The organism is Dyadobacter pollutisoli (genome assembly GCF_026625565.1).
GTDB classification, from domain to species: Bacteria; Bacteroidota; Bacteroidia; order Cytophagales; family Spirosomataceae; genus Dyadobacter; species Dyadobacter pollutisoli.
The window spans coordinates 5,291,938-5,306,869 of the sequence record NZ_CP112998.1; the positions used below are offsets into that span (position 1 = coordinate 5,291,938).

Below are 14,932 nucleotides of genomic sequence, written 5' to 3' on the forward strand. Positions count from 1 at the left end.
AACTAATGAACATTAGAGATATCGTAAACCGGGATATTGTCAATCTGACGAACTGTGAGAGCGAACCCATTCATATCCCGGGAAGTATACAGCCCCACGGATTTTTGCTGGGACTTACCAAAGACAATTATCTGGTCGAATTTTGCAGCGGAAACTGCGCCGTTTATTCGGGACTTGCCCCTGAGCAGCTTCTGGGTAAACCTCTGGCCGCTATTTTCACTGACTCCATTGTCAATAATTTCAGGCAGTACGCAAATGCCGACGTGATCGACTCAGCAAAGCCATTTGTGTTTACCATTAACGGTACCTTATTCAATACAACGGTTCATGAAAGTGGCGAAACGCTGATTTTGGAACTCGAACCTTTCCCCGACGGCACGCTCAATTTGCCCAACCTATATAATCAAACCCGGACATTCGTGTCGCTGATGGAGAAATCCAGCCATTTGATTGAGCTATGCGGAGAGATTGCAAAGGAGACCCGTTCGATCACCGGATACGACCGGGTCATGATTTACAAATTTGACCAGGATTATAATGGTGAAGTCATTGCAGAAAGTAAAAGGGACGACCTGAATTCGTTTGCAGGACAAAAATACCCACATACCGATATACCTGTGCAGGCGAGGGAACTGTACATCCGCAACCCGCTGCGTATGATCGCCGATATCAATTACACGCCGGTGCCTTTACTAACCATTGATAATAACGCCGACAAAACCAATAAATCGCTGGATTTGAGCCTCTCAGTGTTGCGTAGCGTGTCTCCTATGCATATTGAATATCTGAAAAATATGGGTGTAGGGGCTACATTGACGATATCATTGTTACAAAATCAGAAGCTGTGGGGCCTGATCGCCTGCCATCATTACTCACCAAAGGTACTCCCGCATTATACCAGGCTTTCGGCCATGTTGCAGGGACATTTCCTTACTTCGCAGATTGCTGTGAGGGAAACAGCCGAAGAATTTGAAGTATCCCAGGGTGTAGAAAAAGCATTGGTTGCTTCTCTCGCGTCACTTCATGAAAATGAGGATTTTATTGGAGCACATTTCCAATCCCCTGAGCTGCTGAGACTAGCCAACGCGTCCGGAGCTGCTATATATTATCAAGGAAAGCTTTCCAAGAACGGATCATGCCCAGCGGATGAGGCATTAACTGATTTGATGAGTTTCCTTGCAAACAAACACCCAACGCACGACTTTCATACCGACCGCCTTCTCGACATATACCCGGCAGCGGAACCGATTGCCAAACGTGCAGCCGGGATCATTTATCACGCGCTGCCTTCGGGCGCTAACGACGGCATTCTCTGGCTACGGCAAGAGAAAATTGAGACCATCAACTGGGCAGGAAACCCTGATAAAGCGGTGCTGCCCAATGAAGAAGGTGTGAGGCTTTCGCCGCGCAAGTCGTTTGAACTTTGGATGGAAGTGGTAAAAAACAAGAGTTTGCCCTGGAAGAAATCTGAGATCAATGCGGCTTCAAGCTTTTCCTATGCTTTGCAAAAACACATTAATTTTCATTTGATCCGCACTCAGGAGGACAAAAACCGCATCCTGAACGAAGAGCTCAAAACTGCCAACAAGGAACTGGCCAACCTGAACTGGATCAGCACCCACGACCTGAAAGAGCCATTGAGGAAAATCCAGATATTTGCTTCGAAGGTACTGGATCGGGAAGATCCGGACTTGTCGGCGCAGGTGAAGGATTCGGTGGAACGGATGCGGTTCGCGGCTGAAAAAATGCAGCTGCTGATCGAAGACATTCTCGCCTATTCCAAAGCCGGGACTATGGAAAAGGTTTTTGAAACCATTGATCTGAACCTGATCCTCGGTGCCGTAGTCGCCGAGCTTCGTGATAACGTTGAGGAAAAAAACGCCATAGTCACAGCAGGAAGGCTACCAACGCTGAAAATTATTCCTTTTCAGGTTCATCAGCTGTTTATTAATCTGATCAGCAACGCAATCAAATTTACAAAACCCGGCACAAATCCGGAAATACGCATTACGGCCTCGGTTGAAACTGGTGCGGATATCAGCTATGAAAAAGCCTCACGGCTTACATCCTATCACAGGATCAGTTTTGAAGATAATGGGATTGGGTTCGAGAAGGAATATGAAAACCGGATTTTTGACGTATTTCAAAGATTGCATCCTGCGCACAAATATCCAGGCACGGGCATTGGTTTGGCGATATGCAAGAAGATCATGGAAAACCACAATGGCTTTATCCGGGCACATTCAGAACCTGAAAAAGGATCGGTGTTCAGCCTCTATTTCCCTGCCTGAATCGCCTATTGATTTTAGAAAATGAGTAGAATGTTCCTCAGCCGTCTTCCATCCGGAAGCCTGCTGAGGATTTTTATTGGGTCTGTAGTGTGCTTTTCAGACTGGTATCAATTTGGTATTAGCATCGGCAAACAGTTTAAAGTAAACCACATGTCGGTAGCCGCAGCAGTAGGAACATTAACAGACGCACCTGTTATCTCTGTAAGACAATTCAAAAAACTTCGTAAAGACCCCGCATTGACAGCAGAAGCGGCAGGATTACATTATATACGGTCCGGTGAAGCACCCGGATTTTTCCGTAAAGGTAAAGCTCCGCGTTTTTATTATACAGATCAAAACGGTAACCGATGCAAAGACAAAGCCATCATCGCCAGGATCAAAGCATTGGTATTGCCGCCTGCCTGGAAAGAAGTATGGATCAGCAACGACCCGGACGCGCATCTGCAGGCGACAGGGGTGGACGAAGCGGGGCGTAAACAGTACCGGTATCACCCCCACTGGAACCTGATCCGCAACCAGACCAAATATTACCGGCTGCTGACATTTTCGGAAGCACTCCCCCAGTTGCGGGAGCAAGTGGAACATGATCTCAGAAAAAGGAATTTCGATGTGAATAAATCCATTGCCCTGGTCATTAAGCTCATGGACAAAACCTGCATTCGTGTCGGAAACCAACGCTACAAGGTAAAGCATGGCTCGTCGGGCATTACCACGCTTGATGCGCGCTGTGCTACAGTCAAGGGCAGCAAGATCAGGTTTATGTTTACGGGAAAAAAAGGTATCAAACAGGACATTACACTCCGGGACACTCAGCTAGCCCGGCTCGTGAAGCAATACAAGGAAATGCCAGGAAAGCGGCTTTTTCAGTATACCACCGAAAATGGCTCCAAATGTTCCCTGAATGCATCCCAGGTGAACGACTATATCAGACAGCATACAGGCGCCAATTTCTCTGCCAAGGATTTCCGGACATGGATGGGAACTGTTACTGCTTTTGAATATCTCATTGAACAGGAAAAATATGAAACCCAGCGCCAGCTCACACGGACAGTCAATTCCTGCCTGGATGTGGTAGCTGCGCATTTGGGAAATACCCGCACCGTCTGCAAGAAGTATTACGTGCATCCGGCGGTTTTCCGGGCTTATGAAAATGGCAGGATCCAGCGATATCTGAACAAACCGACTCACGAACTGAAACATTTCTCGGCCAGCGAGCAACTCGTGAAATCATTGTTGGCGCATCAGGGATAAAGTGCCGACTCTGTGCGACATCGTGCAAAAACCACTACATATACGTTGGTTTTTAAGTATTTACATCTGAGCTGAGAAGTACCCTTCTGTCATGGCGCAGGATTTTAAAGCAGATCGCAAAAGGGATATAAAACTTATCACAAACTTAAAAGTTACAGTATTATGGAAACCAATGAAAATCTAGTGGAGGTCTTGAATGACCTGATCAGAATCAATAATGACCGTATCGATGGATATGAAAAAGCGATCAACGAAGTAGAAGATATCGATCTTGATCTGAAAGGCATATTTCAAAAAATGGCCAATGAAAGCCGTGAAAATATAAACGAACTAAGTGCTGAGGTCAGAAATCTGGGTGGCGAAGTAGCAACCGGCACGACCGGCTCAGGCAAAATATACAGAGTGTGGATGGACATTAAAGCGACATTCACCGGCCACGACCGAACTTCCGCACTCGAAAGCTGTGAATATGGCGAGGACGCTGCGCAGGAAGCTTATGACGATGCGCTCGCTACTGACGCAGACCTGCCGGTTGACATTCGCCAGATGATCACCAACCAGAAAGCAGAGCTGCTCGAATCACACAATTTGATTAAGAAATACCGTGACGTGCATCAGGCGGTTAATAATTGATTACACGACGCACACTATCAGACACATGCTATCATGAAAAAGAGGTGAGACCTAATCGGTTTCACCTCTTTTTTGATGGAAGAAATATTGAATTCTTATCTCAGGTCTACTACTTCCACACCAGGATATTGTTTTGAATTGAATGCGAAATAACTGTCCGCTACATTCACATCCGGCTGGAACTGATCTACTTTATAGGTCACTTCCTGGCCGTTTTTCTGGAAAATCTTCCAGCTATTGATCGATTTATCAGCTTTGTTCACTTCAATCTGCACTTTGCTTATCTGACTGTCCTTTTTGGTTGGAGTCAGTTCGACTACTTCCAGTGATTTATTACCCTCTTTTCTTTCTTTCAAAAAGACATATTTGAATCCTTTTTTATAGGCAGAATAGATCTTGGTAGGATCCAGGTCTCCGGTTGCAGCTGGGTCAAAGTCCTGAAGATTTACTTCGTTGGTCTCTTTAATGTAGGTTGCCATCAGCTTTCCGTCATTAAAAATCTCCTGTCCGGCCATTTTCAGCCTGAACTTCGTTCCTTTCACAGTAGCCTCTCCTTTAAGCGGCTTCCCACCTCCCGGGAGGTAGGTAAATATTGCTTTGAAGGATTTGATCTTCTGATATTTATCGCTCATTGCTTCCAGTATAGCCGACGACTTTTTATCTCCCTGCGCACTGACGCTCACGACCGTAAAAAGTGACATTGCTATTGCAAAAAACCAACGATTACTAATTTTCAAATTTTTCATATTTAACGTTTTGATACTGTGACTTACTTAAAAACAGGGGCTTATTTATGATATAACAAAATTTAGACCAACATGTACTATGAAGGTTTAAAAATGAACTTCAAAGAAACGGTAAAAGGGGTCAATGTAAACTGAATGGTTAAATTACGCCCATTACGCGAAGGTGTTCTTCCAGTCCGCTGAGATCGTGGAACATGACATCACGGGCCTTGCTTCCTGTAAACGGCCCTACTACACCCAGGATTTCCAGCTGATCCATAATCCGGCCTGCACGGTTGTAACCGAGCTTCATTTTACGTTGGATCAGCGAAGTACTGCCTTGCTGGTGCGTCACGATCAGTCGGGCAGCATCGGGCAGCAAGCCGTCAAAATCTTCCGGATTGAGGTCACTTTTCCCCTCTGCGGCATCCTCGCCTTCGTATTCAGGAAGCGCATAGGCATCATCGTAGCCACGCTGGGCACCGATAAATTCGCAGACATCCTCTATTTCTCTTGTGTCAATAAACGGACATTGCAGGCGTATCACCTCCGAATTGATCGCCAAAAGCATATCTCCCTGCCCCACCAGCTGCTCGGCCCCGCCCATATCGAGGATCGTGCGCGAATCGATGCTGGACGTTACACGGAATGACAAACGTGCCGGGAAGTTGGCCTTGATCAAACCGGTAATGACCTTTACAGAAGGACGTTGGGTAGCTACGACCAGGTGAATACCGACAGCGCGGGCCAGCTGGGCAAGTCGGGCAATAGGTGTTTCCACCTCTTTGCCGGCTGTCATCATCAAATCCGCCAACTCATCAATTACCAGGACTATATAAGGTAAAAAGCGGTGCCCTTTTTCAGGATTCAGCCTCCTCTGGGCAAATTTGGCGTTATATTCTTTCAGGTTCCTCACCGCCGCTTCTTTGAGCAGGTCATACCGCGAATCCATTTCGATACACAACGAATTCAATGTAAAAATTACCTTTTTAGTGTCCGTAATGATCGCTTCCTCTGCATTAGGAAGCTTGGCAAGGAAATGCCTTTCCAGTTTGTTGAAAAGTGTCAATTCCACCTTCTTCGGATCGACGAGTACGAATTTCAACTCGGCGGGATGCTTTTTATAGATCAGCGAAGCAAGGATCACATTCAACCCGACTGACTTTCCCTGCCCGGTAGCACCGGCCATGAGCAAGTGGGGCATTTTGGCCAGATCGACAATGTGAATGTCATTGGAAATGGTCTTCCCGAGCACAATCGGCAGGTCATAATTCGCTTTCTGAAACTTTTCACTCGCCAGTACCGAGCGGATAAATACCGTCTCCCGGTTCTTGTTGGGAACCTCTATACCAATCGTACCGCGGCCCGGCATAGGCGCGATGATCCGTATCCCAAGCGCGGCAAGGCTCAGAGCAATGTCACCTTCCAGGTTTTTGATTTTTGAAATCCTTACTCCCGCTTCCGGAATGATCTCATATAATGTTACCGTCGGCCCGATGGTGGCTTTGATCTTGGAAATGTTGATCCCGTAGCTTCCCAGCGTGTCAACGATCTTCGTCTTATTGCTTTCGAGCTCTTCCTGGCTTACTTTTTCATGCTGATTTTCAAACACTTCATTCAACAATCCAATGTTGGGAAATTGATACGAAGGAAGATCCAGCATTGGATCATATTGCCCAAATTCCCTTAATACAGAAGCATTGATGTCTTCGTCCTCTTCAATAACTTCCTCGGTAACATGCGCCGTATCCTCCACTTCCAGTTCAAGCTTCAGGTCGGCGGGCGCTGGAGGTGTTACTGGAATAACAGGTATTACCGGTGGTACAGTGATGAGTGGAACTGATACGGGAGTTACATTTTTTTCTAAAACGACCTCTTTCTCTGTGACAGGCTCTTCTACCGCAGCGAATTCGTCGTCATAAGTATCATCCACCACGGATACATACGTGCTTTCGGGAGCCTTCACTTTTTCCTCTTCTCCTACAACCGGTTCTGCTTCCGGTTCAGGTCTTGCGTGTTTCAGCTGCCACGCTTCGTATGCGGATTTGGCATCATAAAAGAATACCGCGAACACAAACAATGCGAAAATAATGGGGATAATGCTACCCCATTTCAGCCAGTCGAACAATGCAATGTTGACAATGTAACCTATCCCGCCGGAAACGAAGCTTAATGTGTTTTCAGTGTTGCTCATCAGCACCACATACCCCATTAAAACGCTTACCCAAAGTGTAAAAAAGATAATCTCCTTAGTAGTACGGGTCAAAGGCAGAATCTCCTTCCCGAAAGCAATTTTCCAGCCTGCAACGAACGGAACCAGCGGCACAAGCAATGCGCCTACCCCAAACCAGCGGTACACAAAAAAATGGGAAACAACCGCGCCCAGTACCCCGAAAAAGTTACGCGTCTGGCGGCCTGCATCCCGGATGGATTGCTGGCCAAGCCCATCGACCACACTTTGATCGGACAGCCCGGTGATAATGTAAGACAGGAAAGATATTTCCAGGATGACACCCATCACGATGAAGAATGTACCCCATGCCAAAGTATTTTTCGGACTTGTAAATATATGTTCCCAGTCCAGAGAGACACGAAAACGGGAACCGCTTGCTTCGTCTGCTTTCTGGCGTTGTGTGTTTTCTCTTGGCTTATTTACTGACATTTATTTCAATTCTGGGATGCGTGAAGTGGTATTTTGCTTCTGGTACTCTTATTGGTTAACCATTGCTTTGCAGATCTTTTTCACCAGGCCAGGTCCTTCATAAATAAAACCGGTGTACAATTGTATCAGCCCGGCCCCGGCTTTTCGCTTCTCCATTGCTTCCGAAGGCGAAACTATTCCACCTACGCCTATCACCGGAAATGCGTGGTTCGACCGGTCGCAAAGGTAACGAATTACTTCAGTCGACCGATGTGCAAGTGGCGCGCCACTCAACCCGCCCGCTCCTATTTTTTCAACTTCCTGTTTGCTGGTACGGAGTTTCTCGCGGCTTATGGTCGTGTTTGTTGCGATAACGCCGGCGATCCCGGTTTGTTTTACAATGTCAATAATATCGTCCAGCTGGCTGAATGTCAGATCGGGTGCTATCTTTAAAAATATAGGTTTTGGATTAAACTTTTCTTTGTTCTTGGTTTGCAATTCACGAAGCAATGCGGTGAGCGGCTCTTTCTCCTGCAAATCACGCAGTCCGGGCGTATTGGGAGAACTTACATTGACCACGAAATAATCTACCACATCGAACAATTCCCGGAAACAGATCAGGTAATCGCTCAGCGCCTGGTCGTTTGGTGTGTCTTTATTCTTACCGATATTTCCGCCTACCAGAATTTTGGATTTGCGTTGTTTCAACTTCGCTGCCGCCACAGTAGCGCCCTTATTATTGAACCCCATACGGTTGATCAATGCCTGATCCTGCTTCAATCGGAACAATCTGGGTTTATCATTTCCCGGCTGCGGGCGCGGCGTCACGGTACCTATTTCAATGAAACCAAACCCCAGTGCTTCCAGCTGATCCACCATTTCCGCATTCTTATCAAACCCAGCCGCCAGTCCCACAGGGTTGCGAAAACGCAGCCCGGCCACTTCCTGAACCAGGTCAGGATGCTCAAAGGTGTACATGGACCTCAGAATGTCAGGCACAAAAGGGATTTTGAATGCAATATGCAGCACTTCGCAAACGAAGTAATGAATTCGCTCAGCATCAAACAGGAAAAGTATAGGGGAAATGAGAATTTTATACATCCTGCAAAAATATAATGTTTAAGAGGAAGGGCAGGCGGAGAGGGAGATTTTTATTTTTTGTGGGGAGGAGGGGGAGAAATCATGCGGGCCGGTAATGTCAGGCTTTGTCCGCATCGTCACGATTTTCCTGCACCTTGAGAAAATCGTCAATCATGATAACGTCCCTGACATCCTGTGGGCGCCGCGCCAGGATTTTAATTTCGCGAAGGTCGTTCAAATGTAAAAAATGAATGAGACTACCTTCCGTATTTTCAAATGTTCTGGATCTTTGAAAAACTTCCTGAAACTCAAAACGTCTATGAATTCTGGTTAGGATATCAATTTGTCCTGCAAAACCAAATATCTGAGGTTGTGTAAAATCCAATTGCCCTATTTTGGCTAGCTCGCTTTCATCCAAATCCATGCAGCGAAACACTTCGACCAACCGCATCCCGTTTGCCTGTGTTGGGTTGATCCAGATATCTATGTCATTTGTAGCTCTATTCAATCCATTCAGATACAAAGCAAAACCTCCCACAACCATGTATTCCAGATTATACTGCTGTGCACACCTCGTGAAATTCAGGAAATCACTATTCTCTAAATCCATTCTGCCTTACGGATTGTAATTTTGCGCTCTCCGTCAGTTGGCTGGATGTTGCCAAAAAAATAGTCCATCTCTCTCCATTGTTGGAAAAATTTAATACTTCTTTCCTCAGGACTTTCCTTTGCGCCATCTATCATGGACTGGATATAAGGATCATTTAGATCCTTAAAAATTGTTATGACTCTTCCCTTGTTCATAGCTATTATAAAGAATTACAAACAAATATAACAAAAAAGGTATCCCGCCGCGCAGGATACCTTCTCGTTACAACTCAAACGCTACCTTACTTCTTCGCAGGCCACACGTATTCGAATTTGTCATTGATCGGAGCGCCAAAATAATTGACTCCCAGGTAGTCGAGGCGCTTCTTATGCGTTTCGAGACGCTTGCTGAAATCTTCAAAATTCTTGGATTCTTTCGACGTCCAGCCTACTTCCGACAACGCAACGGCACGCGGCCAGACCATATACTCCACGTAAGCCGGTGTTTTCATGTACTCTGTCCATACATTTCCCTGCACACCCAGAATATGCTTTGCTTCTTCCGTTGACAATTCTTTGGGAGTAGGATCGTAAGAATATGACTCCGCCAGATCAGTAAATCCACCGATAGCGACCGGTTGGGTTTTGGCATCCGCCTGATAATGGTCCAGATACACAAAATTACCGGGAGTCATGATTACGTCATGATTTTCCTTCGCAGCGGTAATCCCGCCTTCTATCCCGCGCCAGCTCATCACAGTGGCATTAGGCGATAGTCCGCCTTCCAGTATTTCGTCCCAGCCGATCATCCTGCGACCTTTGGCAGTAATAAACTTGTCGATCCGCTTGATCACATAACTCTGCAATCCGTGCTCGTCTTTCAGATTTTCCTTTTTGATCAGGTCTTGTGCAAACCTGCTTTCTTCCCATTGTGTTTTAGGACATTCGTCACCGCCAATGTGAATGTACTTACTCGGAAACAGCTCGATCACTTCCGAAAGTACATTTTCCAAAAATTGCAGTGTTTCCTCACGAGGCATGAAAACATCGTCATAAACACCCCATTTCGTTCCTACCTTATATATCTTATCCGGGTTATTGCCCAATTGAGGATACGCAGCCAGAGCAGCCAAAGCATGTCCAGGCATTTCAATTTCGGGGATTACATTAACAAAACGGTCTTCCGCATATTTCAAAACCTCCTTGATCTGTTCCTGAGTATAAAAGCCTTCGTAAGGAATGCCGTCATACTTTTGATCTGAGTAATGGCCTTTCATAGTCTCACGACGTTTGGAGCCGATTGTTGTCAGTTCAGGATATTTTTTAATTTCAATCCTCCAACCCTGATCGTCCGTCAAATGCCAGTGAAACTGATTTTGTTTGTGCAAAGCGATCAGATCAATGTATTTTTTCACAAACTCGATGGGCATAAAATGGCGACAGACATCCAGCATTAAACCACGGTACCCGTAGCGAGGAACGTCCTTAATCGTCGCCAATGGTACAGTCCACTTCACTGCCGGAACCGCCACAGGGCTAAATATCTCGGCCGGAAGCATTTGTAGCAAAGTTTGCACACCATAAAATGCACCTTTCGCAGTTTGAGCTTGAATGGTAACACCTTTTGGCGTGGATAGCAACCTGTAACCTTCTTCACCCAAGCTGGCATCCGAAGAAATAGCGAGCGTAATGTCACCTTTTCCTTTTGCTGTTTTAATGTCCATTCCGGTTGCTTTGCTCAGCTGAGAGGCCAGCATGCCCGCTACATGTGACCATTTCGCATCTTCCGGTGCGCCGATCTTCGTTTTCGATTTCATTGTCCATTCCCCTCTCGCCAGCAAAATCTGGGAAGGTTTTGGAATGATATTGGGTTGCGCGCCGACTACATGAAGTAGTCCCAGGCAAAGAAATGTGAGCAGGAAATGTTTCATTCAATTGAAAAGGTATGACTTATTAAAATTATTTAAGAATTCACAAATTAAGTTTGTTAGCTTTTAAAATACTACCATTCTTAATTTTTTTATAATTTTATGTAATTATTTGAAAGAATAAGGCGTTGAAAAGATTCCTGGTAACGATATCACACCAAATTTTACATGGCAAGGTTTTGTTATATCCGGGTACCCTGCTTGACTGAATAAATGACTTGACTCCTAATAAAAATCTAAAACCTATACCCGTGAAGAGAACCTCTTTTCTAAACCTTATTGCGCTATTTTTACTCACAAACACATTCTTCGTTTCACTTCCAGCCATTGCATTTCCTGTAAACGGTACAAAAACCGGGTACGTAGACGGTGGCAAACTGGTAGGTAAAATCGTCGAGTCGCCTGGAAACGTTGGCGTTAGTTTTGCAACCGTAGCCTTGCTGATGGTCAAGGATTCAGCACTTACCAATGGCGGAGTTGCCGATGAAAACGGTGTCTTTACCATTGCTAATGTTAATCCCGGAAAATACATTCTTCGGATTACCAATATGGGTTACCAAACCCTGTTTGTACCCAATGTCAGCGTAGCAGCAGAAGGTAACCTGCTTGATCTTGGAAATATCACAATCCTGCCAGAAGCAAAAAAACTCAATGAAGTCATCGTGAGGGGCGAAAAGAGCATGATCGTCGACGACATCGATAAGAAAATGGTCAACATTGGGAAGGATATGCTTGCAACCAGTAACAATGTAAGTGACCTGCTGGAAAAGGTACCTGCAGTATCGCTCGACGAAAACGGCAACCCGCAGGTTCGTGGAAAAGGTAATGTGGTCGTTTTGATCGACGGGAAGCCATCCAATTTATACGGCAGTGACCTTCCTACCATTTTGCAGTCTTTTCCTGCCAACTTGATCGAACGAATCGATGTCATGACCACGCCTTCGGCAAAATATGAAGGTGAAGGTGCTTCAGGGGTTATTGATATTATTACCAAAAAAACGAAGATCCGTGGTACCAACGGCGGAATGCGGCTTACATTGGGAAACAAAAACAATCACAATTTATCTGGCAACATTAATTACAAAGCTGGAAAATTTGGCCTGAATGCTTCGTTAAGTGGCCAAAGCAGACAAATGACCTGGAAACGAAACCTCAGCCGCGACAATTTTATTTCTGAGAACACCTCTCACCTGCAACAATCAGGGACAGGCGGAAATAAAGGCAAAAACGCATTTGGCCGCGTGGGAATGAATTACGATTTCAATGATAAGAACTCAGTAGAAGTCGGGGTGAACTATTCATTGGATGAAAACAAAAACAACAGCAGCATTCTCAACGAAACGAGCGTAACACCGGGTATCGTTTCCGAAAGCTTCCGTCGCCTCAACAATACCAGCGGTAATGGCAATAACATGAACTTTAGCTTTGATTATCGGAAAAAATTCGCCGATAAAGATCATCAGCTCAACTTTACCAGCAGCTACTCCCTCGGCTCGTCCGACGGAGAATCATACCTTTCACAGGAAAGCGAAATTGATAGCCTGTTGAGAAATCAGCAAAATATAAGGGATGCCAAACGCAGGTCTCTCTTCCTGAATACGGACTATACCTGGCCCATTACGCCAAAATCAACGTTGGAAGTAGGTTTACGGTCACGGACAAGCTCTAATGACAACACCAATGCTTTCTATACCATGAGCAAGGAAACAGGCAGCTATGGATTTGATCCGAACATCAGTAACATTTTCGGGTACAGGGATGCTACCTACACCGGTTTTATGACATTTTCCCAAAAAACCGATCTATGGGGAATGCGTGCCGGCTTGCGTGTGACAGATTACAACCAGGAGATCAACCAGATCAGCGTTAACCGTGAATTCAGCGTACATTTTCTCACATTGGTACCCTCACTTGCATTGACCCGAAAACTGGGCGAAACTTCACAGCTAAAATTGAATTACAGCCGCCGCGTACAGCGTCCGGAAGCTGACTGGCTCAACCCTTATACCGATATTTCCGATCCGCGCAACGTAAAATCCGGCAATCCTAACCTGAAACCTGAGTTTACACATAAGGCCGAAATGGGTTATTCCAATTATGAAGCGTCCGGCGGCTTTGGGCCTTCTCTCTTTATGGATTACTCCAACAATGCAATTACCCAGATCAGGACGATTGATGAAAGCGGTATTTCACTTACCCGTTTCGACAATGTGGGCCGTGAACTATCTTACGGATTTGAAACCGATTTCTCTCAGACAATCGGCGAGATATTAAAAATTAATGGAAGCGGCAGGGTATTCCGCAGTGAGGTAGTATCGCAAATAGCACAAATTGATAACCGCACATGGAGTTATTCGGGGAACCTGAATGCATTTATAAAATTACCAATGGATTTCCGTGCATCCGCGTATGTGAACTACGAGGGCCCGCGCGCTATCGCACAAGGTACCCGCGAAGGTGTTTTTATCGCCAATATGGGTATCAGAAAGGATCTCCTGGAAAAAAAAGCAACAATTTCGTTTAATGTTCAGGACATATTTTTGTCCAGGGCCTACAAAAGCCAGTTGAACACCGCTACCTATTCTCAAAATTCGCTCTGGCAGCAAACCAACCGTCTTGTTAACCTCACTTTCCAATACAGATTTGGAAAAATCACGGCAAGCGGAGACGATGCATAGTCACAGTCAATAACTTATATTAGAAAAAGGAAGGGTATCGATTATCCTTCCTTTCTTTTTTTAAAGGGCTCCGCGATTTTTTATGCTATTCAAATGTCGGGAATATACGTAATTGAGGTTTGGTGGAATGGTTTTTGCAATTACAAACCATAGCAGTAGTCGATAAATTTTACTTAATTAAACCCCGAACCCGTTTCATGATCTAATCCAGGAAGAAACAACAGCTTCTTCGAACAAATTAGAAACAGGTTTTAACACAATAAAAAACACATTGACATGAAAAGATCATTGAAAGTTTTAACGATGCTGCTGCTGATTTCTGTCGCATCGCACGCCCAGAAACTCCCCGCAGACTCTATTTTCGCGAAGTACTACCAGGCTACCGGGGGGAAAGCGCTTTGGGACGGCATTAAATCTTATAACCTGAAAAGAGGCTACACCGCAGCGTCCGCAGCACCTTACGACGCCAACATTACGGTATCCATTCCGGACCAATCGATGTCCAAAACAAAGACTATTATGAAACGCAGCTTCGTATATACCGTAAAAGGCAATCAGGGCTGGCTGAAAGTACCTATTGGACAAAAAATAGATGTGAAAGATCTTAGTCAGGCTGAGCAGCAAAACATGCGCATGGAGATTTACAGCTCTCTTGTGCCATTTATCGATTACAAAAACAGACAATTGATCGCGACCACGGTAGGCACCGAAACATTGAACGGCGTGCAGGTAAATCAAGTGGAATTGCAGGGACAGGGCGTGAAATATAATCTTTATTTTGACGCAAAAACCGGCTTGCTCGTTCGCCAGAAGGAGACGCAGGCTGGCGTGGAAACCACAACTGATTTTTCAGATTATGCCAAGTCAGCGTATGGGATATTATATCCGACCAAACTTGTGGAAATAAACACCGTCGACAAAAAACCGGTAACCATCAGATCCACTGCTACCATCAATGGTCCGGTGAGTATGGAGTTGTTCAAACGATAACAATCCAATTCAGGCAGATTAAAACATTTATTTCTGGATAGTTAAATTTTCCAAAGTTTGACTATCCAGATTTTTTACGAATAGCCCAGTTTCCAATCACCTGGCGAAGTTTAAGTCCAGGATTAAT

The 14,932-nt window shown here is 45.3% G+C and carries 10 protein-coding genes; 5 read left to right on the plus strand and 5 right to left on the minus strand.

The window, feature by feature from the left end; all coding sequences use genetic code 11:
• Window positions 1–5 precede the first annotated feature (5 nt).
• The 3 genes from ON006_RS21565 (at window position 6) to ON006_RS21575 (ending at window position 4,175) form a co-directional block, all read left to right on the plus strand.
• Window positions 6–2,291 (plus strand): ATP-binding protein, encoded by a 2,286-nt coding sequence (locus tag ON006_RS21565; RefSeq protein WP_244824428.1) that lies wholly within the window; start codon window positions 6–8, stop codon window positions 2,289–2,291.
• A 150-nt stretch (window positions 2,292–2,441) separates the two neighbouring features.
• Entirely contained in the window at window positions 2,442–3,542 is a 1,101-nt protein-coding gene (locus tag ON006_RS21570) for a DNA topoisomerase IB (protein WP_244824429.1), read from the plus strand.
• A 162-nt stretch (window positions 3,543–3,704) separates the two neighbouring features.
• Window positions 3,705–4,175 carry a ferritin-like domain-containing protein gene (locus ON006_RS21575; protein WP_244824430.1) on the plus strand — a complete coding sequence of 157 codons (471 nt, stop codon included), beginning with the start codon at window positions 3,705–3,707 and terminating at the stop codon, window positions 4,173–4,175.
• Between the two features lie 95 nt (window positions 4,176–4,270).
• On the opposite strand, the gene lolA1 is transcribed toward ON006_RS21575, so the two are convergent.
• The 5 genes from lolA1 to ON006_RS21600 all read right to left on the minus strand — a co-directional run bounded on the left by lolA1 (window position 4,271) and on the right by ON006_RS21600 (window position 11,140).
• A complete protein-coding gene (gene lolA1, locus ON006_RS21580; RefSeq protein ID WP_267609900.1) occupies window positions 4,271–4,921 on the minus strand; it encodes an outer membrane lipoprotein periplasmic chaperone LolA1 in 651 nt (216 codons plus the stop codon).
• A 139-nt stretch (window positions 4,922–5,060) separates the two neighbouring features.
• Entirely contained in the window at window positions 5,061–7,562 is a 2,502-nt protein-coding gene (locus tag ON006_RS21585) for an FtsK/SpoIIIE family DNA translocase (protein ID WP_244824431.1), read from the minus strand.
• A gap of 48 nt (window positions 7,563–7,610) precedes the next feature.
• Window positions 7,611–8,642, minus strand: a complete 1,032-nt coding sequence (locus ON006_RS21590; protein ID WP_244824432.1) for a quinone-dependent dihydroorotate dehydrogenase — start codon at window positions 8,640–8,642, stop codon at window positions 7,611–7,613.
• A 97-nt stretch (window positions 8,643–8,739) separates the two neighbouring features.
• Window positions 8,740–9,231 carry a hypothetical protein gene (locus ON006_RS21595; RefSeq protein WP_244824433.1) on the minus strand — a complete coding sequence of 164 codons (492 nt, stop codon included), beginning with the start codon at window positions 9,229–9,231 and terminating at the stop codon, window positions 8,740–8,742.
• A 280-nt stretch (window positions 9,232–9,511) separates the two neighbouring features.
• Entirely contained in the window at window positions 9,512–11,140 is a 1,629-nt protein-coding gene (locus ON006_RS21600; protein WP_244824434.1) for a beta-N-acetylhexosaminidase, read from the minus strand.
• Between the two features lie 248 nt (window positions 11,141–11,388).
• Here ON006_RS21600 and ON006_RS21605 point away from each other — a divergent pair, with 248 nt between their 5' ends.
• Together ON006_RS21605 and ON006_RS21610 are read left to right on the plus strand one after the other, a co-directional pair.
• Window positions 11,389–13,815 (plus strand): TonB-dependent receptor, encoded by a 2,427-nt coding sequence (locus ON006_RS21605; protein WP_244824435.1) that lies wholly within the window; start codon window positions 11,389–11,391, stop codon window positions 13,813–13,815.
• 276 nt (window positions 13,816–14,091) lie between these two features.
• Window positions 14,092–14,805 carry a hypothetical protein gene (locus ON006_RS21610; protein ID WP_244824436.1) on the plus strand — a complete coding sequence of 238 codons (714 nt, stop codon included), beginning with the start codon at window positions 14,092–14,094 and terminating at the stop codon, window positions 14,803–14,805.
• Window positions 14,806–14,932 lie beyond the last annotated feature (127 nt).

Bases quoted from the DNA above. Each gene is read 5' to 3' on its own strand.
- ON006_RS21590 (WP_244824432.1), bottom strand. From the start codon at position 8,642: ATGTATAAAATTCTCATTTCCCCTATACTTTTCCTGTTTGATGCTGAG.
- lolA1 (WP_267609900.1), bottom strand. From the start codon at position 4,921: ATGAAAAATTTGAAAATTAGTAATCGTTGGTTTTTTGCAATAGCAATG.
- ON006_RS21610 (WP_244824436.1), top strand. From the start codon at position 14,092: ATGAAAAGATCATTGAAAGTTTTAACGATGCTGCTGCTGATTTCTGTC.
- ON006_RS21565 (WP_244824428.1), top strand. From the start codon at position 6: ATGAACATTAGAGATATCGTAAACCGGGATATTGTCAATCTGACGAAC.
- ON006_RS21570 (WP_244824429.1), top strand. From the start codon at position 2,442: ATGTCGGTAGCCGCAGCAGTAGGAACATTAACAGACGCACCTGTTATC.
- ON006_RS21595 (WP_244824433.1), bottom strand. From the start codon at position 9,231: ATGGATTTAGAGAATAGTGATTTCCTGAATTTCACGAGGTGTGCACAG.
- ON006_RS21585 (WP_244824431.1), bottom strand. From the start codon at position 7,562: ATGTCAGTAAATAAGCCAAGAGAAAACACACAACGCCAGAAAGCAGAC.
- ON006_RS21600 (WP_244824434.1), bottom strand. From the start codon at position 11,140: ATGAAACATTTCCTGCTCACATTTCTTTGCCTGGGACTACTTCATGTA.
- ON006_RS21575 (WP_244824430.1), top strand. From the start codon at position 3,705: ATGGAAACCAATGAAAATCTAGTGGAGGTCTTGAATGACCTGATCAGA.